Origin of the sequence: Kitasatospora sp. NPDC092039 (assembly GCF_044756065.1) — a bacterium.
GTDB lineage: Bacteria > Actinomycetota > Actinomycetes > Streptomycetales > Streptomycetaceae > Kitasatospora.
The window spans coordinates 464,679-485,391 of record NZ_JBIVSD010000002.1; the positions used below are offsets into that span (position 1 = coordinate 464,679).

At 74.8% G+C, this 20,713-nt stretch carries 18 protein-coding genes; 11 read left to right on the plus strand and 7 right to left on the minus strand.

Going from position 1 to position 20,713, the window contains the following annotated elements; genetic code table 11:
• Nucleotides 1–9: 9 nt before the first annotated feature.
• The 6 genes from ACIQI7_RS05165 (at nucleotide 10) to ACIQI7_RS05190 (ending at nucleotide 9,532) form a co-directional block, all read left to right on the plus strand.
• Nucleotides 10–870: a methyltransferase domain-containing protein gene (locus ACIQI7_RS05165; protein ID WP_401105276.1), complete on the plus strand. Its 861-nt coding sequence runs from the start codon at nucleotides 10–12 to the stop codon at nucleotides 868–870.
• A gap of 38 nt (nucleotides 871–908) precedes the next feature.
• Nucleotides 909–1,112, plus strand: a complete 204-nt coding sequence (locus ACIQI7_RS05170) for an MbtH family protein (RefSeq protein ID WP_401105684.1) — start codon at nucleotides 909–911, stop codon at nucleotides 1,110–1,112.
• 115 nt (nucleotides 1,113–1,227) lie between these two features.
• On the plus strand, nucleotides 1,228–2,739 hold the full coding sequence (locus ACIQI7_RS05175) for an alpha/beta hydrolase (RefSeq protein WP_401105278.1): 1,512 nt from the start codon (nucleotides 1,228–1,230) through the stop codon (nucleotides 2,737–2,739).
• A 43-nt stretch (nucleotides 2,740–2,782) separates the two neighbouring features.
• Nucleotides 2,783–3,205 carry an aspartate 1-decarboxylase gene (gene panD / locus ACIQI7_RS05180; protein WP_401105281.1) on the plus strand — a complete coding sequence of 141 codons (423 nt, stop codon included), beginning with the start codon at nucleotides 2,783–2,785 and terminating at the stop codon, nucleotides 3,203–3,205.
• A gap of 99 nt (nucleotides 3,206–3,304) precedes the next feature.
• Nucleotides 3,305–3,736, plus strand: coding sequence for a hypothetical protein (locus ACIQI7_RS05185; protein ID WP_401105282.1), 432 nt, complete (start codon nucleotides 3,305–3,307; stop codon nucleotides 3,734–3,736).
• Nucleotides 3,737–3,799: 63 nt separating this feature from the next.
• Entirely contained in the window at nucleotides 3,800–9,532 is a 5,733-nt protein-coding gene (locus ACIQI7_RS05190) for an amino acid adenylation domain-containing protein (protein WP_401105284.1), read from the plus strand.
• Nucleotides 9,533–9,692: 160 nt separating this feature from the next.
• Here ACIQI7_RS05190 and ACIQI7_RS05195 read toward each other — a convergent pair whose 3' ends face one another.
• The 3 genes from ACIQI7_RS05195 to ACIQI7_RS05205 form a co-directional block, all read right to left on the minus strand.
• Nucleotides 9,693–10,418: a TetR/AcrR family transcriptional regulator gene (locus ACIQI7_RS05195; protein ID WP_401105286.1), complete on the minus strand. Its 726-nt coding sequence runs from the start codon at nucleotides 10,416–10,418 to the stop codon at nucleotides 9,693–9,695.
• Nucleotides 10,419–10,595: 177 nt separating this feature from the next.
• The gene (locus ACIQI7_RS05200; protein ID WP_401105288.1) at nucleotides 10,596–11,369 is read right to left on the minus strand and encodes an ABC transporter permease; all 774 of its coding nucleotides are present in this window, start codon (nucleotides 11,367–11,369) and stop codon (nucleotides 10,596–10,598) included.
• Complete coding sequence (locus ACIQI7_RS05205; protein ID WP_401105290.1) at nucleotides 11,353–12,291, minus strand: ABC transporter ATP-binding protein; 939 nt, start codon at nucleotides 12,289–12,291, stop codon at nucleotides 11,353–11,355. Before ACIQI7_RS05205 ends, ACIQI7_RS05200 begins: the two co-directional genes overlap by 17 nt.
• A gap of 224 nt (nucleotides 12,292–12,515) precedes the next feature.
• On the opposite strand from ACIQI7_RS05205, the gene ACIQI7_RS05210 reads away from it, so the two are divergent.
• Nucleotides 12,516–13,289, plus strand: coding sequence for a thioesterase II family protein (locus ACIQI7_RS05210; RefSeq protein WP_401105292.1), 774 nt, complete (start codon nucleotides 12,516–12,518; stop codon nucleotides 13,287–13,289).
• Between the two features lie 123 nt (nucleotides 13,290–13,412).
• On the opposite strand, the gene ACIQI7_RS05215 is transcribed toward ACIQI7_RS05210, so the two are convergent.
• From ACIQI7_RS05215 to ACIQI7_RS05225, 3 genes are all read right to left on the minus strand, one after another.
• Nucleotides 13,413–13,694, minus strand: a complete 282-nt coding sequence (locus ACIQI7_RS05215; protein WP_355267078.1) for a metal-sensitive transcriptional regulator — start codon at nucleotides 13,692–13,694, stop codon at nucleotides 13,413–13,415.
• A 110-nt stretch (nucleotides 13,695–13,804) separates the two neighbouring features.
• Complete coding sequence (locus ACIQI7_RS05220) at nucleotides 13,805–14,125, minus strand: cation transporter (protein ID WP_401105295.1); 321 nt, start codon at nucleotides 14,123–14,125, stop codon at nucleotides 13,805–13,807.
• A gap of 258 nt (nucleotides 14,126–14,383) precedes the next feature.
• The gene (locus tag ACIQI7_RS05225) at nucleotides 14,384–15,970 is read right to left on the minus strand and encodes a serine protease (RefSeq protein WP_401105297.1); all 1,587 of its coding nucleotides are present in this window, start codon (nucleotides 15,968–15,970) and stop codon (nucleotides 14,384–14,386) included.
• Nucleotides 15,971–16,075: 105 nt separating this feature from the next.
• Here ACIQI7_RS05225 and ACIQI7_RS05230 point away from each other — a divergent pair, with 105 nt between their 5' ends.
• Entirely contained in the window at nucleotides 16,076–16,708 is a 633-nt protein-coding gene (locus tag ACIQI7_RS05230) for an RNA polymerase sigma factor (protein WP_401105299.1), read from the plus strand.
• Nucleotides 16,705–17,745 carry a CU044_5270 family protein gene (locus ACIQI7_RS05235; RefSeq protein ID WP_401105301.1) on the plus strand — a complete coding sequence of 347 codons (1,041 nt, stop codon included), beginning with the start codon at nucleotides 16,705–16,707 and terminating at the stop codon, nucleotides 17,743–17,745. The genes ACIQI7_RS05230 and ACIQI7_RS05235 overlap by 4 nt, the downstream gene beginning before the upstream one ends.
• 30 nt (nucleotides 17,746–17,775) lie before the next feature.
• Here ACIQI7_RS05235 and ACIQI7_RS05240 read toward each other — a convergent pair whose 3' ends face one another.
• Nucleotides 17,776–18,681 carry an NADP-dependent oxidoreductase gene (locus tag ACIQI7_RS05240; RefSeq protein WP_401105302.1) on the minus strand — a complete coding sequence of 302 codons (906 nt, stop codon included), beginning with the start codon at nucleotides 18,679–18,681 and terminating at the stop codon, nucleotides 17,776–17,778.
• Between the two features lie 305 nt (nucleotides 18,682–18,986).
• Between ACIQI7_RS05240 and ACIQI7_RS05245 the strand changes: the two genes are divergently transcribed.
• Complete coding sequence (locus ACIQI7_RS05245; RefSeq protein WP_401105304.1) at nucleotides 18,987–20,420, plus strand: MFS transporter; 1,434 nt, start codon at nucleotides 18,987–18,989, stop codon at nucleotides 20,418–20,420.
• A gap of 102 nt (nucleotides 20,421–20,522) precedes the next feature.
• Nucleotides 20,523–20,696, plus strand: coding sequence for a hypothetical protein (locus ACIQI7_RS05250; RefSeq protein ID WP_401105306.1), 174 nt, complete (start codon nucleotides 20,523–20,525; stop codon nucleotides 20,694–20,696).
• The last annotated feature ends 17 nt before the right edge of the window (nucleotides 20,697–20,713 follow it).

The window sequence follows — 20,713 nt, forward strand, 5'->3', positions numbered from 1 at the left end:
CGACCACAGATGACCGTCACCGACACCACCGGCGCCGACCGCGCCCAGTCCTACTACGGTGCCGGCGAGCACCCCGACCCCGAGGGCGAGCTCAACCGGCTGCGCCTCCAGGCCACCGCCTCCTGGGAGAAGGAGGCCCGGGTGATGCGCCAGTTCGGGCTGCGCCCCGACATGGACGCCCTGGAGATCGGTTGCGGCCCGGGCTTCACCACCGAGCTGTTCCTGAACGACCTGCCGGACGGCTCGCTCACCTGCCTGGAGCTGGAGCCGTACCAGATCGAGCAGGCCCGCGGCTACCTCGGCGAGCACGACGAGAAGCGACTGCGGATCGTCCAGGGCTCGGTGGTCGAGTCCCCGCTGCCCGACGAGTCCTTCGACCTGGCGCACGCCCGCTTCGTGCTCCAGCACGTCCCGCAGCCCGAGCAGGCACTCGCCGAGATTCACCGGATGCTGCGCCCGGGCGGCCTGGCCGTCATCGCCGACGTGGACGACCGGCTCTGGGGCTCGGTGTTCCCCAGCCCCGACCTGCCGGCCATCGAGCAGGTCATCGAGGGCCGGATCCGGATGCAGGCCGAGCGCGGCGGCGACCGGCTGATCGGCCGCCGGATCCCGCAGCTGCTGCGCGCGGCCGGCTTCACGGACATCAAGGTCGAGGCGGTCGCCGTCTCCAGCGATGAGCTGGGCATGGCGGCCCTGGAGCCGCAGCTGAACATCCGTTCGCGCTACGCGCTGATGGTGGACGAGAACCCGGCGGCCGCCGAGGCGGTGCGCCAACTCGCCGACGCGGTGGACGAGTTCCTCGCCCTGCCGGAGGCCTCCGCGATGCTGCTGGTGTTCCTGTACTCGGGCCGCAAGCCGGAGCGGGCGTGACCGCCGCCGCCGCGGGCGTGACCGCCGCCGGAACGGACGTGACCGCCGCCGCAGGGCCCGCCTGGACCGTGGTCGTCAACCACGAGGAGCAGTACTCGGTCTGGCCCGCGCACCGCGAACTGCCCCCCGGCTGGCGCGCCCTGGACGTCACCGGCAGCCGCGAGCAGTGCCTGGAGCACATCGGCACCGTCTGGACGGACCTGCGCCCGCTGAGCCTGCGCCGCCGGCTCGGCGAGGCCTGAGCCGGATTCGGCCCGGGTAGGCCGGAGCCGGGGGAGCGCCGCAGCCCCGGCCCGCCGCCGCCCGGACACCTCAAGTCGCCACCACACACGGAAACACGCACGAGGGAGACCCCGTATGGCCGAGGAACCGGCAGCGTCCGCACCCCGCACGACACCGCCCGCCCTGACCTGGCGCGCCCACGAGAGCGAGCCCGGCTTCGAGGTCGGCACGCTCCAGGTGCCGCTCGACCACACCCGCCCGGACGGCCCGCGGATCGCGGTCGAGGTGATCCGCCGGCCCGCCGGGGACGCCGCCCGCCGCCGCGGCGTGCTCGTCTTCGTCCCGGGCGGCCCGGCCTTCGCCGGTGTCACCCTGCTCCCCTCGCACCACCGGTTCCTGCCGGCCGAGGTACGGGAGAGCTTCGACATCGTCAGCTTCGACCCGCGCGGCTCCGGCGCCAGCACGCCCGTCCGGGCCTTCGAGTCGATGGACGAGATGATGGGCCTGTTCGCCGGCCTGACCCTGCCCTTCCCGCTGGCCGAGGAGGACTGCCGGACCTGGATCGACGCCTTCACCTCCTTCGGCGCCCTGGTCCGGGAGCGCAACCCCGAGCTGCTGGCGCACGTGTCCACCGCCGACACCGCCCGCGACATCGACCTGCTGCGCGAGGCCCTCGGCGAGGAGCGGATCAGCTTCCACGGCGTCTCGTACGGCTCGCTGCTCGGCGTGGTGTACGCCAACCTGTTCCCGGAGCGGGTGCGGGCGATGGCGCTGGACGGCACCATCGACCCGGTCGACTGGTACCACGACGACGCGGACCCGACGCTGAACACCCCGCTGCGGGTCGGCTTCGACCTCGCGGCCGCCCAGGGCGTCGAGCGCTTCCTCGACCGGGTCGGCGCCTCCGCCAGCCCGTTCTCGGCCGGCGGCCCCGAGGCGACCCGGGCCAAGTTCGCCGAGCTGCTGGAGCGGCTGCGGGCCGAGCCGGTCCGGCTGGCCGGCCCCGAGGGCGCGGTGACGGTCGGCTACGCCACCGTGATCGCCCAGCTCTGGGTCGTGCTCTACCAGACCGCGTACTGGGCCGAGCAGGCCGAGCGGCTGCAGGACCTCTGGCTGGCCGTGCAGGCCGGCGGCCAGGAGCCGTACCCCACCCGGTTCGACTTCTCCGGCTCGCCCGAGGGCGCCGACCTGCCGCCGCTGTACGCCGCGCCGCCGGAGCAGTCGCTCTCGCTGCTGGGCGGCGACACCCCCAACCCGGCGGACCCGCAGAGCTGGTTCGCCCAGGCCAAGGCCGCCGAGGAGCGCTCCGGCGGGATGGGGCTGGTGGTCACCTGGCCCGCCGTCGCCGCGGCCGGCTGGCCCTGCGCCGCGCACCGCTACACCGGCCCGTGGGACCGCGAGACGGCCGGCCCCGCGCTGCTGATCGGCGTCACCGGGGACCCGGGCACGCCGTACGCGACCACCGCCCGGCTGGCCGAGTCCATCCCCGGCGCCCGGCTGCTGACCGTCGAGGGCGAGGGGCACACCGTGCACTACAACCCGGACCCGCAGGTCCAGCGGCTGCTGGCGGCCTACCTGGTGGACGGCGAGCTGCCGCCGGCCGGCACCGTCGTGCAGCAGCAGAACCCGCCCTTCCCGTCCGCCTGATCCACCACACCACGCCGCACCGAAAGGGCCCCGGAGGGTTCCCATGTACCGGACGCTCATGAAGTCCAAGATCCACCGAGCCACCGTGACGCAGGCCGACCTGCACTACGTCGGCTCGGTCACCATCAGCCGCGACCTGATTGAGGCGGCCGACCTGCTGCCCGGCGAGAAGGTCGACATCGTCGACATCGACAACGGCGCCCGGCTCTCCACCTACGTCCTGGAGGGCCCGGCCGACTCCGGCGTCATCGGCATCAACGGCGCCGCGGCCCGGCTGATCAGCCCGGGGGACCTGGTGATCATCATCGCCTACGCCCAGGTCGCCGACGAGGAGGCCCGCGCCCTGGAGCCCCGGGTGGTCTTCGTCGACGAGGCCAACCGGCTCGTCACCCTCGGCTCCGACCCGGCCGAGGCGCCGGACGGCAGCGGGCTGCGGCGCGGCGACGCCGTGGCCGTGGACGCGTAGAACCCGCCAGTCCGAAGAGAGCACCCCCGCGGCCGCGCCCCGGCGCGCGGCCGCGGGCCCCACCGGCCCCACGAACGGCCGCTACCCGAGGAGACCGCCGTGAAAAGCGACCCGCCCACCATCGACGTGTTCCGCGGCGAGCCCGGCCGGATCAGGCGCGTCGAGATCAAGATCGTCGGCGGCAACATCCGCCTCGACTTCGCCCGCCGCGACACCGTCGTCGTCCGGGCCAAGGGTGACACCGCCACCCTCGGCGCCACCGCCACCGCCCACGGGGACGTGCTGCGCATCGGCTCCTCCTCCGCGCTGCGGTACTTCCGCCAGAAGGGCCGGATCGACCTCGTGCTCGACCTGCCCGAGGAGACCGCCGTCGACATCAAGGTCTTCGGCGCCGACATCGTCGTCAACGGCGGCACCGGCCCGCTGACCGTGGACGGCTTCGCCGGCGCGATCGAGGGCACCTCCCACTCGGACAAGGTCCGGGTGAAGTTCAAGGTCGGCTCCAACGACCTCGTCCAGCAAGCCCGCTGAACCGGCCGGGCCGGGTCGCCGGCGCCGCGTCCCGGTCCGCCACGACACCCGGAGAGACCCACCATGAGCACGGCCGCCGACCCCGCCGCGATCACCCGTCGCAGCCGACCCGACCGGATCCCGCTGTCCTTCGCCCAGGAGCGGCTCTGGTTCCTGGAACAACTGGTCCCCGGCACCGCGGTGCAGAACGTCCCGCTCGCCGCCCGGCTGCGCGGCCGGATCGACGCGGACGTGCTGCGCCGGGCCGTCGACGCCGTGGTGCGCCGGCACGAGGTGCTGCGCACCGTCTTCGAGAGCACCGACGGCGTCCCGCACCAGCGCGTCCTGCCCGCGCTGGAGATCCCGCTCGACCGGCACGACCTCGCCCACCTCCCGGAGCCGGAGCGTGAACCGGCCGGCGCCGCCCGGCTCGCCGAACTCGCCGCCGTCCCCTTCGACCTGACCCGGCCGCCGCTGCTGCGCGCCGCCCTGGTCCGGCACGCCGAGGACGACCACACCTTCCTGCTCGTCCTGCACCACATCGTCTCGGACGGCTGGTCGGTCGGCGTGCTGATGCGCGAGCTCTCCGCCGCGATCGCCGCGGCGGCCGCCGGAGCCGACCCCGGGCTTCCCGAACTCCCCGTCCAGTACGCCGACTTCGCGCTCTGGCAGCGCGATCGGCAGGCCGCCGGGGCGTTCGACCGGGACCTCGCCTACTGGCGCGAGCGGCTCGGCGCCACGGTGCCCCCGCTGGAGCTGCCGATGGCCGCCCCACGCACCTCCACCAGCCCCGCCATCGCGGCCGGCGGGCGGGTCTCGCTCGACCTCGGCCCCGAGCTCACCGCCGCCCTCGACCGGCTCGGCCGGGCCGAGCGCGCCACCCCGTACATGACCCTGCTGGCCGCGTACGTGCTGCTGCTCCACCGGCACAGCGGCCCCGGCGACGAGCGCTCCACCCTGGTCGTCGGCACCCCGATCGCCAACCGCAACCAGGTCGAGACCGAGGACCTGATCGGCTTCTTCGTCAACGCCCTCGCGCTGCGCTTCGACCTCGCCGAGGGCATGGACTTCCGCGCCCTGCTGCGGCACGTCCGCAAGGTGGCCATCGGCGCCTTCGCCCACCAGGACGTCCCGTTCGAGAAGCTGGTCGAGGAGCTGCGCCCGGAACGGCGGATGAGCCAGGCGCCGCTGTTCCAGACCATGTTCGTGCTCCAGAACGCCGCCACCGGGGCCGCCCGGCTGCCCGGCCTGGAGATCACCCCGGTGGACGTGCACACCGCGACCGCCAAGTTCGACCTGCTGCTCGCCGTCACCCCGCGCGACGGATCGCTGCACGCCACCCTCGAGTTCGACGCCACCCGCTTCGACGCGGACACCGCCCGCCGCCTCCTCGACCGCTACCGCGTCCTGCTGGAGTCCGCGGTCGCCGACCCCGGCGCCGACCTCGCCGCCCTGCCGATGCTCCCCGCCGCCGAACGCGCCGAGCTGCTGCACGCCGGCCGCCGCCGGGCCGTCCACCCGGGCGCGGCCACCCTGCACGGCCTGTTCGCCGAGCAGGCGGCCCGCACCCCGGACCGGATCGCGGTGAGCCACGGCGACGAGCACCTGAGCTACGCCGCGCTCGACGCCCGGGCCGCCGAGCTGGCCGGCTGGCTGACCGCCGCGGGGGTGCGCCCGGGGCAGCGGGTCGCGCTCTTCCTGGACCGCTCGACGGACACCGTCGCCGCCATCCTCGCCGTGCTGCGCACCGGTGCCGCGTACGTGCCGATGGACGCCGCCTACCCCACCGCCCGGCTGCACGCGATCCTGCGCGACGCCCGCCCCGCGCTGGTCCTCACCCAGCGCCGGATGCTCGGCCAACTCCCGGACGGCGACGCCCCGGTGCTCTGCGTGGATGACCCGGGCGAGGCCCCCTCGGCGGCGTCCGGGGCTCCCGCCGTCACGGGCGACCCGGACGCCGGTGCCTACGTCATCTACACCTCCGGCTCCACCGGCACCCCCAAGGGCGTGCTGATCAGCCACCGCAACGTGGTCCGGCTCTTCGAGGCGACCCGCGACCTGTTCTCCTTCGGTCAGGACGACGTGTGGACCATGTTCCACTCCTACGCCTTCGACTTCGCGGTCTGGGAGATGTGGGGCGCGCTGCTGCACGGCGGCCGGGTCGTGGTCGTCCCCACCGACACCGCCCGCTCCGCCGAGGCCTACTACGCGCTGGTCCGCGACGAGCGCGTCACCGTGCTCAACCAGACCCCCTCCGCCTTCGTCCACTTCGCCGCCGTCGACGCCCGGGAGGACGCCGAACTCGCCCTGCGCGCCGTGGTCTTCGGCGGCGAGGCGCTGGAGCTCGGCACCCTGCGGCAGTGGATCGCCCGGCACGGCGACGACCGGCCGCGGCTGGTGAACATGTACGGCATCACCGAGACCACCGTGCACGTCACCCACCGGACCGTCCGCGCCGCCGACCTCGACCAGCCCGGCCGCAGCCCGATCGGCGAGCCGCTGCCGGACTTGGAGCTGTACGTCCTGGACGGCACCGGCGCCCAGCTGGTGCCGTACGGTGTCCCCGGCGAACTCCACGTCGGCGGCGCCGGGTTGGCGGCCGGCTACCTCGGCGACCCGGACCGCAGCGCGCAGCGCTTCGTGCCGCACCCGTTCGCCGCCGAGCCCGGCGCCCGGCTCTACCGCACCGGCGACCTCGCCCAGCGGCTCCCCTCGGGCGACATCGAGTACCTCGGCCGGATCGACCACCAGGTGAAGATCCGCGGCTTCCGGATCGAGACCGGCGAGATCGAGGCCGGGCTGCTGGCCCACCCCGCCGTCACCGCCGCCGTGGTCACCCCGCACCAGGCCGAGGACGGCGACCGCCGACTGGTGGCCTACCTGGTCGCCGACCCGGCGGCCGTCGCCGCGGACGCCCCTGCCGATGACACCTCCTTCGATGACGCCCCCGAGGCCGCCTCCGAGACCGCGGCCCGCGCCCAGATCGACGAGTGGGAGCTGGTCTTCGACGGCATGTACGGCTCGCAGCAGGGCACCCTCGCCGACGACTTCGACATCACCGGCTGGAACAGCACCTACACCAACGAGCCGCTGCCCGCCGAGCAGATGCGCGAGTGGGTGGACACCACGGTCGCCGCGATCTCGGCCCTGGAGCCCCGCCGGGTGCTGGAGATCGGCTGCGGCACCGGCCTGCTGCTCCAGCGGCTCGCCCCGGCCGCCGTCGACTACACCGGAACCGATCTGTCGGCCGGGGCGGTCGCCGCCCTGAAGAGCCGGGTCGGCGCGGACCACGTCACCCTGCTGCACCAGAGCGCAGACGTGGTCGAGGGCCTGCCCACCGGGCACTTCGACACCGTGGTGCTCAACTCGGTCGCCCAGTACTTCCCGGACGTCCACTACCTCACCACCGTGCTCACCCGGGCGGCCTCGATCCTGCCGGACGACGCCGTCCTGTTCGTCGGCGACCTGCGCGACCTGCGACTGCTGGAGGCCTTCCACCTGTCGGTCGAGCTGTTCCGCGCCGACGACGACATGCCGCTCACCCGGCTGCGCGAGCAGATCGCCCGCCGCATCCTGGAGGAGGACGAACTCCTCTGCGACCCGGGCTACTTCCACGCGCTGCGCCAGGTCGTCCCGCGGCTCGGCGCGGTGGAGATCCGCCCCCGGCGCGGCCGCCACCGCAACGAGATGAGCTGCTTCCGCTACGACGCGGTGCTGCACCTCGGCGCCGGCCCGGCCCGCGCCGAGCAGCCCGCCGCCGACTGGGCCGCCGACGCCGGGGACCGGGCCGGCCTGGAGCGGCTGCTCGCCACCCGCCGGGCCGCCGACGGCGAGCTGCGGGTGGCGGCGGTCCCGAACCCGCGCACCGCCGCCGAACTGCGCGCCCTGGAGCTGCTGGCGGCCGCCGGGGCCGGCGCGACCGTGCTCGACCTGCGCCGCGAGCTCGACCGCGCCACGGCCGCCGGGATGGAGATCGAGGACGTCCAGGAGCTGGCCGAGCGCCTCGGCCACCGGGTGCGCTTCGAGTGGAACGCGGAGCGGGCGGGCGCCTACGACGCGGTGTTCACCCTGACGGGCACCCCGGCCGGCCCGGCACCGGTCGAGACGCCGGCCGCCGACGCCCCGGCTGCCGACGCCCCCGCCCCGGCCGCCGAGGCCGCGTACCGGGACAGCCCGGCGAGCTACGCCAACGACCCGATGCTGGCCCGCCGTCGCCGTCAACTCGTCCCGGCTGTACGGGAGTTCCTCAAGGCAAAGGTCCCGCACTACATGGTGCCGAGCGGCTTCGTGGTGCTGGACCGGCTGCCGCTGACCCCCAACGGCAAGGTGGACCGCGCCGCCCTCCCGCTGCCGGACGCCGAGCGCGCGGTGCGCCACAGCGGCTACACCGCGCCGCGCACCGAGACCGAGCGGCTGGTGACCGAGCTGTGCGCGGCCGTGCTCGGCGTCGACCGGGTCGGGGCCGAGGACAACTTCTTCGAGCTCGGCGGGCACTCGCTTCTCGCCACCCGGTTCGTCTTCCGGCTCGGCGAGGAGTGCGGCGCCCCGGTCCCGCTACGGGTGCTGTTCGAGTCCCCGACCATGGCGGGCATCGCGGCCGCCGTCGACGGCTTCACCGCCGGAGCGCCGGGCGGCGCCGAGCCGGACCTCGCCGCCGAGGTGCGGCTGGCCGATGACGTCGCCCCCGCCGCCGAGGTGGTCACGGCCGTCGCCGAGCCGCGCGAGGTGCTGCTCACCGGCGCCACCGGCTTCCTCGGCGCCTTCCTGCTGCGCGAACTGCTCACCGCCACCGACGCGCGGGTGCACTGCCTGGTGCGGGGCGCGGACGGGGCCGCCGCGCGCGAGCGCCTGCTGACCGTCCTGGACGGCTACGGGCTGCGCGGCCCGGCGCTGCCGGAGGGCCGGATCTCCGTCCTGGCGGGCGACCTCGCCCGCCCGCGGCTCGGCCTGACCGAGGAGCGCTTCGACGCGCTGGCCCGGACGGTGGACGCCGTCTACCACGCCGGCGCCTCGGTCAACCTGGTCTATCCGTACGCCGAGTTGAAGGCCGCCAACGTCACCGGCACCGAGGAGGTGCTGCGGCTGGCGGCCCGGCACCGCACCGTCCCGGTGCACCACGTCTCCACCATCGGCGTCTTCGGCGCCTCCGCCCCGGTGCTCGGCGGCGGCGGCATCGCCGAGTCCGCGCCGACCGGCCCGGCCGCCGAACTCGGCACCGGGTACACCCGCAGCAAGTGGGTGGCCGAGGAGGTCGTCGGGCTGGCCCGGCGGCGCGGCCTGCCGGTGTCGGTGTACCGGCCGTCCCGGATCAGCGGCGACACCCGCACCGGCGCCTGCCAGCGGGACGACTACCTGTGGCGGGTGCTGAAGGGCTGCGTCCAGGCCGGGGCCGCCCCGGCGGACGCCACCATGGCCATCGACCTGGTCCCGGTCGACTACGTCGCGGGCGCCCTGGTCGCGGCCTCGCGCCGGACGGAGGCCGCGAACGGCGTCTACCACCTCACCAACGAGCGCCGGGTCCCGCTGGCCAGGATGCTGGACCACCTGCGCGAGTACGGCTACGAGCTGGCCGAGGTGCCCTTCGCGCAGTGGTGCGAGGCGGTCGGCGCCGACCCGGAGAACGCGGCCTACCCGCTGCTCGGGGTGCTGACCGACACCGGCGGCGGCGTGCCGGACGCGCTGTTCGACGCGAGCGGCACCGAACGGGCGCTGGCCGGGACGGGCGTGGTGCTGCCGGTGGTGGACCGCGCCCTGGTCACCGTCTACCTGGACTGGTTCGTCCGCACCGGCTACCTGCCGGCCCCCGGCGCCCGCTGACCTCCCGCACCCGCGGCCGACGGCGCCGCCGACCGGCGGTACGACGAGGGGCCCGGCCACCGTACGCGGTGGCCGGGCCCCTCCCCGTGTCCGGGTCTTCCGGCCTGCGGACAGCCGCCTCCGGCCGGTCGATCCTTACCGTACTCTTACCGGCGGCCGCTCAACGGGCCGCCGAGAGCCGCGCGTTCATGCCCTCCAGCATGGACCGCACGCCCAGCTCGTACAGCGTGTCCGGGTCGATCGCCTGCTCCTGGTCCTGCCAGGCCTCGGCGACGTGCGGGAGGTCCGAGGCGTGCTGGTCGAGGGCGTCGGCCTCGTACGGGGTCTCCCCGCCGAAGGGCTCGCCCGCCTCGGCGAGCACGTGGCCGATGGTGAACTCGACCACGCAGGTGACCATGTGGACGGCCGCCGGCAGGGCGATCCCGGAGTCGGTGAAGACCGCCAGGATGCGCTCGAACGGGGCCAGCGCCTCGGGGCTGCGCACCGGCCGGGTGGAGATGACCGGCAGCGCGTGCGGGTGGCGGCGCAGCACGTCGCGGTAGGTCTGCATCACCAGGGTCGCGCGGTCCGCCCAGTCCGCCGGATCGCCGCCGTCCAGGTCCAACGCGTCGAGCTGGGCGCCGAGTTCGCGCTGGATGGCCTCGACCACGCCGTCGAACAGGGCGGCCTTGTTCGGTAGGTGGTAGTAGACGGCCATCGGGTCGACGCCGAGCTGCGCGCCCAGCTTGCGCATGGACAGCGAGTCGAGCCCGCCGCCGTCGATGATCTCCAGTGCCGTGGTGATGATCAGATCCCGGTTCAACGCGACCCGGTTGCCCCGGGTGCCACCCCTGGGGGCGGCGGTGCCTGATCGCCGCCGGCGCTGGGGCGTCGCGTCCTCACTCATGTCGGTCTGCCTCACGGGTCGGGTGTCGGGGTGGGGGGTGTGCGCCGCCGGGACCGCGCTCTCGCGGTGCCGTCGGGGACATCCGCTCAGAATACCGTCGGCGCGCGTGCGAAATGCCTCTTGGCCCGGCGGGGGTCCGGGCCAAGAGGGGTGTGGGGGATCGGCCGTCCGGGCCGATCAGCTGGTGCCGACCTTCGCCTCGCTCGCGTTGAAGCGGAAGACCGCGACGGCGGCGAAGAGCACCGCGAAGCCGGCCAGGATCGCCAGGTTCAGCGTGACGTCGGACAGCGTGCCGTGCTTGAGCGTGACCTTCCGCAGGCCGTCCAGCGCCCAGTACGGCGGCATGCACTTGGCGATGCCGTGGGTCCAGCCGGGCAGGGTCTCGGCCGGGGCCAGCGCGCCGCCGAGGCCCGCCATCACCATGCCGCTGACGCTGCCGATGGCGAGCGCCTGGTCCATCGTGTTGAAGACCGCGACCAGCATGGCGCCGAAGAAGACCAGCACCGCGACCAGCACCACCAGGATCGCGGCCAGGGCCAGCACCGACCCGTTGGGGGAGTAGTCGAAGAGCAGGTTGCCGAGCGCGAACAGCACCACCATCTGCAGCAGGTAGCAGAAGTAGAGCGGGGTCAGCTTGCCCACCAGCAGGTCCATGGTGGACGCGGAGCTGGCGCGCAGCCGGTCCCAGGTGCCCCAGGCGTGCTCCTTGAAGAACAGCGTCCCGATCATGGTGATGCCGAAGAAGGCGAACAGCACGGCCATCCCGGGGATGGTCTGCTCCGCGCCCGAGGCGCCGGAGAAGCCCTGGACGTTCAGGGTAGCCTTGGTGTTGGGCGTGAGGAACGCCGCCAGCAGCAGCGGCATCACGATGGTGGTGATCATCGGGGCCGGGTCGGTGAGCACCAGCTTCAGGCCGGACCGGGCGATCACCAGGCTACGCCGGGAGAGCATCGAGCACCTCCGTCTGCTCGGCGGCGTGCGCGCCGGTGATCGCGACGTACGCGTTCTCCAGGCTCGGGCGCCGCAGGTCGATCCCGGTGAGCCGGCCGGCGGCGTCCCCCAGGCCGGACATGATCCGGGCGATCTCCACCCCCGGGTTGGCGGCGGCCTCGTCGGACACCAGGGTGTCGCCCTCGACCCGCCAGGTCGGAACCGACACCTGCGGCGCCGGACCGTCGAACTGCAGCACCACCGAGGAGGTGCCGTGGTCACGGACGATCTCCTCGATCGTCCCGCGGGCCGTGATCAGGCCCTCGTGCAGCACCGCGATGTCGGCCCCCAGCTGCTCCAGCTCGGGCATGTAGTGGGTGGTGTAGACGACGGCGCTGCCGTTGGCGGCGAGGTCCCGCACGACGTCCAGGATGCCGGTGCGGGACTGCACGTCCGCGCCGACCGTGGGCTCGTCGAGGAAGAGCACGTCCGGGCGGTGGGTGATCGCCATGCCGGTGTGCAGACGGCGCTTCTGGCCGCCCGACAGCACCTCGGCCTTGCGCGGCAGCAGCTCGGTCAGGTCCAGCAGCCGGGCCACCTCCTCGACCCGGGCCCTGGCCTCGCGCTTGCCGAGTCCGGACAGGCTGGCGAAGAGCTTGAGGTTCTCGGCGACGGACAGGGTCGGGTAGATCCCGAGGTCCTGCGGCGCGATGCCCAGCCGGGCCTGCGCCTTGGCCGGGTGGAGGTGCACGTCGGTGCCGCAGATCCGCACGGTGCCGGCGTCGGGGGTGCGCAGGCCGGCGGCGATCCCCACCAGGGTCGACTTGCCGGCGCCGTTGGCCCCGAGCAGGCCGAGGATCCGGCCCGGCCGGACCTGGAGGTCCACTCCGCGGAGGATCTGCCGGTCGCCGTAGCGCTTCTCGAGGCCCTCTATCTCCAGCATGGTCCGTCCTTCGCCAACACGGGGTCTCCTTCGTCCGGCACTTTTCTACGCCGTAGGACTATGCCGTAGAATCTACAACGTAGAAACGCCACTCCGCAACACGGGGTCACCGGGCCGGTACTCCGGCCCGCGGGGGGTGGCGAAGAGATGGCGATCCGTCAGAAGATCCTCCGCATGAGGTCCTTCGTGGAAGTCCTTCCACGCAGGCGAACGAAGGGGCACCCATGTCAGGCAACAGCACCCCGGTCGACAGCCGCTGGCTCCGCCGGTACCACCCCGCGCCGACGGCCGCCGCGGCCCGGCTGGTCTGCTTCCCGCACGCGGGCGGGTCGGCCGGCTACTTCCACCCGGTGTCCGCCGCGGTCTCCCCGTACGCCGAGGTGCTCTGCGTCCAGTACCCCGGCCGGCAGGACCGCCGGGGCGAGCCCGGGATCGTGTCGATCGCGGAGCTGGCCGACCGGCTGTACGAGGTGCTGCGGCCCTGCGCCGACCGGCCGCTGACCTTCTTCGGGCACAGCATGGGCGCGGTGCTCGCCTTCGAGGTGGCGCGGCGCTTCGCCCGGGACGGCCTGGCCGCCCCGGCCCACCTGTTCGTCTCCGGGCGGCGCGCCCCCTCCGTCCACCGCGAGGAGCGGGTCCACCTGCTCTCCGACGAGGAGCTGCTCGCCGAGCTGCTGGTGCTCGGCGGCACCAGCGAACAGGTGCTCGCGGACCCGGAGTTGCGCGAGATGATCCTGCCGCCGCTGCGCAGCGACTACACCGCGATCGAGACCTACCCCGGCGCGGCGGGCGCCGTCCTGGACTGCCCGGTCACCGCGCTGACCGGCGACGCCGACTCGCGCGTCACCGTCGAGGAGGTCCGTGCCTGGTCGGGCCACACCCGGGGCCCCTTCGACCTGCAGGTCTTCCCCGGCGGGCACTTCTACCTGGCCGACCAGGCCCCGGCCGTGCTCGGCCTGCTCATCTCCCAACTGGTCGGCGCGCCGGCCGGCCGGTGACGGGCCCGGGGTTGCCGGGGGCGTCCAGGGATACCCCCACCCCCTACCCGGACGGCAGAACGCCCTCCGGCGGGCGGGTGCCGCCGGAGGGCGTTCTCGATGGTCCTTCGCGTCGGGTGCGGCTCAGGAGCGGACCAGCCGGGCGATGGCCTGGTTGGCCTCGCGGATCTTGGTGCTCGCCTCCTGGCCGCCCTCGGCGATGGCGTCGCGGACGCAGCATTCGATGTGCTCGTCCAGGAGTTGGAGCGCGAAGGACTGCAGTGCGCGGCTGGCGGCGGAGACCTGGGTGAGGACGTCGATGCAGTAGGTGTCCTGCTCGACCATGCGCTGGAGACCACGGATCTGGCCCTCGACACGGCGCAGCCGCTTGAGGAAGTCGTCCTTGTGGGAGCTGTAGCTGGCCATGGCCGTCTCCGGTTCCTGTGCGGTGAGGAGTGCTCTCACTCTACCGGGGGCGCGGTGGGGTGGAGCCGGCCCGGACGGGGGTGGTGCACGTCCGGGCCGGCGACGGTGGGTCAGCCCTGGACGCGGCCGACCAGCTCGTAGCCCGCCTCGTCGACGGCGGCGGCCACGTCGGCGTCGACGAGCGGCCCGGTGCTGCCGACGGTGACCTTGCCGGAGGCCAGGTCCACGGCGACCTCCTCGACGCCGGCGAGCTTCTTCAGCTCGGCGGTCACCGAGGTGACGCAGTGTCCGCAGGTCATCCCCTTCACCTGGAAGGCCGAGGTCAGGGTGGACTCGGCGGCCGGGGCCGAGGCGGCGCCGGTGCCGCACGAGCCGCAGCAGGAGGAGGCCTCGGCGGCGGCGGACTCGATGGTGACGGCGGTCTCGCTCATGGGTGTGCTCCTGTCGTGGATGCCCGGCGCCGACCGGACGGCCCGGGCGGCTGCTTCATTTCGAAGATACCATACCCCCCTAGGGTACTGAAGAGGATTCGCGGTTCCTCCGTCCTGCCCGTGCGCGTCCGTCAACGCCCCGCTGAGCCAGCCCGGTTGCGTACCGTCGCCCGCTCCGGGCGCCGGTACGGCGCCGGCCTCCGCGCGTGGGGAGACCGGCGCCGGGAGCGGGTTCGCCGCGTCAGGCGGCCGCCGTCGTCACTCGGTGCGGTAGGCGTCGGTGACGGTCTGGTCGAGGGTGTTGCCGGCGGTGTCGGTGAGTTCGGCGCGCAGGGAGACGGCGGTGCCCGCGGGCGGGTTCCGGAGGGTGGCGGCGCCGGCGTCGAGCGGGAGGCGGGTCCACGAGGCGCCGCCGTCGGTGGAGGCCGAGACGGTCAGCGATCGGGTGCGGCCGTCGGCGGCGGCGCCCTGGACGGTGACCGGGATGCGGATCGGGCGGCCGGCCGTCGCGGTGCCGGCCGTGCCGAGTTCGGGGGAGAACCGCACGACGCTCACCGGCAGGGCGGTCGGCTCGGCCGTGGTGGCCGAGGCGAAGGTCCAGGAGGCGGTCACCCGGGTGGTGGCGCCGACCGCGGCCTTGCGGGTCGCCGTGGCGGCCAGGCGGTACGAGGCCGCGCCCGGGGCCACGGTGAACTCGCCGCGCCCGGGCGTGCCGGACGCGGCGCCGACCAGCACGCCGTCGCGGTACAGCGAGGTGTAGGCGGTCTCGGCCGACGCCGTCCACGGCACGTGGCCGTCGCCGTCGGCGAACAGCGGGACGTCCGCGGTGATCCGGTCGCCGTCCCGGGAGACGGCGGGGCGGCCGGTGAGCGCGGGGCCGAACACCGGGCCGTCGAAGGTGTGGGTGGCCGTGGCCCCGGCCCGGACGGCGATGCGGTCGGCCAGGTAGGTGGTCGGAGCGCCGCCGTCGGCGCGGGGAGCGGTGTAGCTGACGTCCCACGTGCCGCGCCCGGGGGTGACGAGGAAGGTGGCGGTGCCGGGGGTCGCCAGGCTCCGGGAGACGCCGATGGTCGGTCCGTCCGTCGGCAGGACGCCGATGAGCCCGGTACCCGCGCTGCCCGGGCCGGTGGCGCCGCGCACGTTCAGGGTGGCCAGCTCCCCCGCGGCGTAGTGCCGGGTGAGCCCGGTCAGCGCGCGGGTGCCGGTGAAGGTCTGGCCGAGCAGGTAGTCGGCGGTGTCGCCCTTCCAGTTGGCGTCGAACCACTGCTTCACCGCCCCGGCCTCGGTCTCGGGGCCGAGGTGGGCCACCCGCAGGTTGGTGCTGCCGTTGTTGACGTTGACGGTCCGGGTGGCACCCCCGTGACTGACCTCGACGAACATCGAGCTCTTCTCGAAGCGCGCGGAGCCGTCCGGCGGCCGGACGTCGACGGGGGCGGTGGTCCGCGCGTCGACCACGACGGTGGTGTCCCGGTCGAGGTCGAGGCGCGGCTGGACGATCCAGTCCGTCCAGATCGTGCCGCCCGGCTCCAGGCCCGAGGCCAGGGTGCTGTCCAGCACGTACCGGCCCCTGGGCAGCCGGACGGTGGTGACGCCGGAGGGGTCGTCCAGGGTGGCCGAGGCCTCGGCGCCGGGGCCGGAGATCCCGGTGACCTGGCTCCGGTACGGCGCGGTCGTACGGCCCTCGCGGTCCAGGTGCCTGACAGTGAGGGTGTACGTCTCCGGCCCGGCGGCGAAGGCGGCGCCGCCCCGGGCGGGCGTCGAACCGCCGACCAGGGCGACGGCGACGGCCAGGGCGCGCAGGACGGTCCGGCGGCGAGCGGAACGGGGAACGGGAGTAGCGGTCATGCCCTGTACTGCTCGGTGGGGCGGTCGAGTTCCCGTCAGCCGCCTGTGACGCGGGTCACCGGAACCCGGGCAACGGACCGGGCAGGGCAGAGTGTGGAAGCACACATGAGAACGCGTCTTCGCCGCGGCGACCCCGACGTCCTGGGCGAGCTGTACGACCGGCACGCCCAGGTGCTGTACCGCTACGCCCTGCGCGTGACGGGCGACTGGGCGGAGGCCGAGGACGTCGTCTCGACGACCTTCCTGGAGGCGTGGTGGGGCCGGGAGAGGCTGCACCCGGACGGCGACGACCTGCGTCCGTGGCTGCTGGGGATCGCGACCAACGTGATGCGCCGCAACGCCCGGGCCCGCCGGCGCCGGGACGCCGCGCTCGCCCGGCTCCCGGAGCGCGGCGCCGTCCCGGACTTCGCCGACGACCTGGTCGCGCACCTCGCCGACGTCGAGCACCTGCGCGCCGCCCGTCGTGCGCTCGCCCGGCTGCGCCGCCGCGACCGGGAGGTCTTCACCCTCGTGGTCTGGGCCGGGCTGGACTACGCGAGCGCGGCCGAGGCGCTCGGCACGCCGGTCGGCACCGTCCGCTCGCGGCTGTCCCGGGCCCGGGCCCGCCTGCGCGAGCTGACCGAGGCCGAGGCCGGGGCGCCGGCGGCCGAGGTCAGGCGCCGCTCCGCCGTCACCGCCCGGCCCGTACCGGGCCGCCTGCCCGCCTTCCGGCCGTCGACCCAGGAGGCCCACGGGTGAACGCCAGACCCGACCGGACCGAAGCGACCGAGCGCCGCGAACTCGCCGCGCTGCTCCCCCCGCCGGCGGTTCCCGACCTGGGCGCGGACCGTCACCGACTGCTGCGGGAGCGACTGGTGCGCGCGGCCGCGTCCGACGAGCCGCGGCGGCGGCGCGTCACCCGGCGTCCGGCCCGGTTCCGGATCGCGGTGCCGGCGCTCGCCTGCGCCCTGGCTGTCGCCGGCGTCCTGGCGGTGGACCACGGAGGTGCGGCCGGGCCCAACCGCGCGGCGGTGGCCGAGGGCAACGCCGCCACCGGCACCGCCGAGGCGGTGCGCCTGCTCGACCGCATCGCGCTCGCCGCCGCCGGCGGACCGGAGCAACCGCCGGTCCGCGCCGACCAGTTCGTCTACATCGAGAGCCGGGTCGCCTACGCGGCGCAGAGCGCGGACGGCGGTCCCGTGGTCATGGCACCCGTGCACACCCGGCAGGTCTGGCTCTCCGCCGACGGCAGCCGCCCCGGCCTGCTGCGCGAGCAGGGCGGGCCCGACAGCCGGCTCGACGCCCCGGGCGGAGGTGCCCCGGGCGGAGGCGGCCCGCGCGGAGGCGGCCCGTCGGTCCACGCGCCGACCCACGCGTACGTCGCCGCGCTGCCCACCGACCCGGACGCCCTGCTGGAGCTGATCCGGGACGGTGGCCGCGGCGGGGACCCGGATCAGCAGGCCTTCACCGCGATCGGCGACCTGCTGGCCGAGACCTGGGCTCCGCCGCGGGTCGGCGCCGCGCTCTACCGGGCCGCCGAGCGGATCCCCGGGGTCACCGTCGTCCCGTCGGCCGTCGACGCCGCCGGGCGCGAGGGCGTCGCCGTGGCCCGTACGGCGCACGGGCAGCAGACCCAGTGGATCTTCGACCGGACCACGTACGTGTTCCTCGGCGAGCGCACCGTCCTCGGCGAGGACGGCGACGCGGGGCCGGCCGGGACGGTGGTCGGCACCTCGGCGGTCCTCACCAAGGGTGCGACCGACCGGCCCGGCGAACTTCCTTCAGCAGCACGGTGATCCGCTGAGACGGGCGACGGCCGGACGGTCTCAGAAGGTGACGACGATCTTCCCCGTCAGCCCGCCCTCCCGGAACCGCTCGTGCGCCTCCCCGATCCGGTGGAGCCCGTAGGTGGCGTGCACCCGCGGGCGCAGCGCGCCCTCGTCCACGAGCCGGGCCAGTTCGGCCAGTCCGGCGCCGTCCTCGCGGACCTGGTGGACGGTGGTGCGCACGCCCCGGGCGGAGAGGTCGGGCACCGGGCCGGCCTGGGTGGCGATGGACGCGTACCGGCCGCCGTCCGCGACCGCCTCGGTGACGAAGGCTCCGAAGGTGTCGAAGACGGCGTCGTAGCGGCGGCCCCCGAAGGCGGCGGGGTCGGTGGAGACCAGGCCCGCGCCGTGCTCGCGGACGAAGGCGGCCTGGCCGTCCCGGGAGACCAGGGCGTCCACCGCGACGCCGCGCGCCCGGGCGATCTGCAGGGCCAGGCCGCCGACCGCACCGGCGGCGCCGGCGACGAGCAGCCGCTCGCCGGCCGACACCGCGAGCCAGTCCAGGGTCTGCAGCGCCGTCAGGCCGGGCAGCGGCAGCGTGGCGGCCTCGACCAGGCTGACCGTCCGCGGTGCGAGGGCCACCGCCTCCGCCGGAAGGGCGACCAGGTCGGCCCAGGTGCCCCGGGCGGTGTCGAGCTGGTGCGACATCGCGAACACCCGGTCCCCGGCCCGCAGCTGGCTCGTGCCGCCGTCGACCACCACCCCGGCCAGGTCCCAGCCGAGCGTCAACGGCAACGGGGGAGTCCCCTCGCCGATGGCCCCCTCCCGGGTCTTGTCGTCCACGGGGTTGATGCCGGTCGCGACGGTCCGCACCAGCACCTCCCCGGGCCCGGGCAGGGGCCGCCGGTCCTCGACGAGGTCGAGGACCTCGGGGGAGCCGAAACGGTCGATGCGGATGGCGCGCACGGAAGTCCCTTCGTCCTGGTGCCTGCTGACGCCCTGTGGAACCCCGGCGAAGATCACGGGATTCCCGCGCCGCGCCCGCCCCCGCCCGACGGCATACCCCCCCCGCCCCCATGGCGCCGGATTCCCCCGCTGCCTTCCGTAGATAAACCCTACCCCCCTAGGGTATGTTCATCGACGTCCCCGCCGGAGTCGTCGGCCGGAGGCGTCAACCTTGCCGTTCCTGCGAGTTGGCGACCTCCGGCCGTGCCCGGGCGCCCTGGCCGCAGCCGCGGGCGGATACCCCCAACGGGTAAGGAGCAAGAGAGATGGCAACCGACAACACCGGGCCGAACCCCCGGAGGTGGCGCGCCCTGGCGCTGATCGCCGCCGCGCAGTTCGTGGTGATCATGGACACCTCGATCATCGGGGTGGCCCTGCCCAAGATGAAGGACGACCTCGGCTTCGGCCAGGAGGACCTGTCCTGGGTGTTCAACGCGTACGTGGTCGCCTTCGGCGGCCTGCTCCTGCTCGGCGGGCGGCTCTCCGACCTGCTCGGCGTCCGCCGCCTGTTCAGCGCCGGCTGGGCGGTCCTCGGCGCCGGTTCGCTGCTCGCCGGGCTCGCCCAGAACGTCCCGACCGAGCTGGCCGGCCGCGGCGTCCAGGGCCTCGGCGCCGCACTGATCGCCCCCTCGGCACTGACCCTGCTGATGATGCTCTTCGGCGGCAACCCCAAGGAGCTCACAAAGGCCTTCGCCCTGTACGGCGCGGCGGCGCCGGCCGGCGGCACCGCGGGCGTCTTCCTCGGCGGCCTGATCACCCAGTACATCAGCTGGCCCTGGGTGTTCTACGTCAACATCCCGGTGGCCGTGGTCGCGCTGCTCGCCACCCCCGCGCTGATGCCCGCCGCGCCCCGGCGCAGCGGTGGCATCGACGTCGTCGGCGCGCTCACCGTCACCGGCGGCCTGGCCGCCGCGGTGTACGCCGTCGTCCGTGCCCCGGAGGCGGGCTGGGCCTCGGCGTCCACCCTGCTGACGCTGGCCGGTGCCGCTGTGCTGCTGATCGCCTTCCTGGTCATCCAGGGCAGGCGCCGCGAGCCGCTGATGCGGCTGAGCATCTTCCGGGTGCCGAACCTCGGCGCCGCCAACCTCGCCCAGTTCCTGCTGGCCGCGGCGTGGGTGCCGATGTGGTTCTTCCTCAACCTCTACCTCCAGCAGGTGCTCCACCTCGGCGCCTTCGCCAGCGGCGCGGCCCTGCTGCCGATGACCGTCGCCATCATGGGCATCATGATCACCCTGGCGCCCCGGCTGATCGCCCGCTTCGGCCCCAAGGCGCTGGTCGTCACCGGCATGCTGGCCCTCGGCGCCGGCCTGTTCGGCCTCTCGCTGGCCCGCCCGGACGGCAACTTCTGGACCGACGTGCTGCCCGCCTCACTGCTCGCCGCGATCGGCATGGCGCTGGCCTTCATCCCCTCGCTCGGCACCGCGATCTCCAGCGCGCCCCCGGAGGACGGCGGCCTCGCCTCCGGCATCGTCAACACCGGCTACCAGGTCGGCTCGGCGCTCGGCCTGGCCGCGATGACCGCGCTGGCCGGCGCCCGGACCCCGGACGCCACCGTCGAGGGCCTGACCTCGGGCTTCTCCGCCGCCTTCGTCGGCGCCGCGGCGATCGCGGTGGTCGGCGGCCTGCTCGCGGTGGCCACCCTGCGCACCCCGCGCCCCGAGCGCGCGGGCCGCGAGGCCCAGTCGGCGACGGCCGCGTGAGGCCGTCCACCACCCCACCCCTCGCGGGGCGGTCCCGGTCCGGGGCCGCCCCGTGAGGCGTTGCCGGTCCCGTTCCGTACGTTCCTGAAGGAGTGTCCGAGGATGCGCCCCGAGAACCCCACCGCCCCGTCGGCCGTCCTGCGGCGGGCCGTACGCCACCCTGTCGCCCGCTGCCTGATCGCCTGCCTGGCCGGCGCCGTCGCGGCCGCCGTGGCCGCCGAACCGGCCGGCTCGGGCGTCGGGGCCGGCGGGTGCCCGGAGCGCCGCAGTCGCTGAATACCCCTGGCAGGTAT

What these genes read in the sequence shown, in the direction of transcription:
- ACIQI7_RS05165 (WP_401105276.1), top strand. Translation starts at nt 10, where the DNA reads ATGACCGTCACCGACACCACCGGCGCCGACCGCGCCCAGTCCTACTAC.
- ACIQI7_RS05175 (WP_401105278.1), top strand. Translation starts at nt 1,228, where the DNA reads ATGGCCGAGGAACCGGCAGCGTCCGCACCCCGCACGACACCGCCCGCC.
- panD (WP_401105281.1), top strand. Translation starts at nt 2,783, where the DNA reads ATGTACCGGACGCTCATGAAGTCCAAGATCCACCGAGCCACCGTGACG.
- ACIQI7_RS05190 (WP_401105284.1), top strand. Translation starts at nt 3,800, where the DNA reads ATGAGCACGGCCGCCGACCCCGCCGCGATCACCCGTCGCAGCCGACCC.
- ACIQI7_RS05195 (WP_401105286.1), bottom strand. Translation starts at nt 10,418, where the DNA reads ATGAGTGAGGACGCGACGCCCCAGCGCCGGCGGCGATCAGGCACCGCC.
- ACIQI7_RS05200 (WP_401105288.1), bottom strand. Translation starts at nt 11,369, where the DNA reads ATGCTCTCCCGGCGTAGCCTGGTGATCGCCCGGTCCGGCCTGAAGCTG.
- ACIQI7_RS05205 (WP_401105290.1), bottom strand. Translation starts at nt 12,291, where the DNA reads ATGCTGGAGATAGAGGGCCTCGAGAAGCGCTACGGCGACCGGCAGATC.
- ACIQI7_RS05210 (WP_401105292.1), top strand. Translation starts at nt 12,516, where the DNA reads ATGTCAGGCAACAGCACCCCGGTCGACAGCCGCTGGCTCCGCCGGTAC.
- ACIQI7_RS05215 (WP_355267078.1), bottom strand. Translation starts at nt 13,694, where the DNA reads ATGGCCAGCTACAGCTCCCACAAGGACGACTTCCTCAAGCGGCTGCGC.
- ACIQI7_RS05220 (WP_401105295.1), bottom strand. Translation starts at nt 14,125, where the DNA reads ATGAGCGAGACCGCCGTCACCATCGAGTCCGCCGCCGCCGAGGCCTCC.
- ACIQI7_RS05225 (WP_401105297.1), bottom strand. Translation starts at nt 15,970, where the DNA reads ATGACCGCTACTCCCGTTCCCCGTTCCGCTCGCCGCCGGACCGTCCTG.
- ACIQI7_RS05230 (WP_401105299.1), top strand. Translation starts at nt 16,076, where the DNA reads ATGAGAACGCGTCTTCGCCGCGGCGACCCCGACGTCCTGGGCGAGCTG.
- ACIQI7_RS05245 (WP_401105304.1), top strand. Translation starts at nt 18,987, where the DNA reads ATGGCAACCGACAACACCGGGCCGAACCCCCGGAGGTGGCGCGCCCTG.
- ACIQI7_RS05250 (WP_401105306.1), top strand. Translation starts at nt 20,523, where the DNA reads ATGCGCCCCGAGAACCCCACCGCCCCGTCGGCCGTCCTGCGGCGGGCC.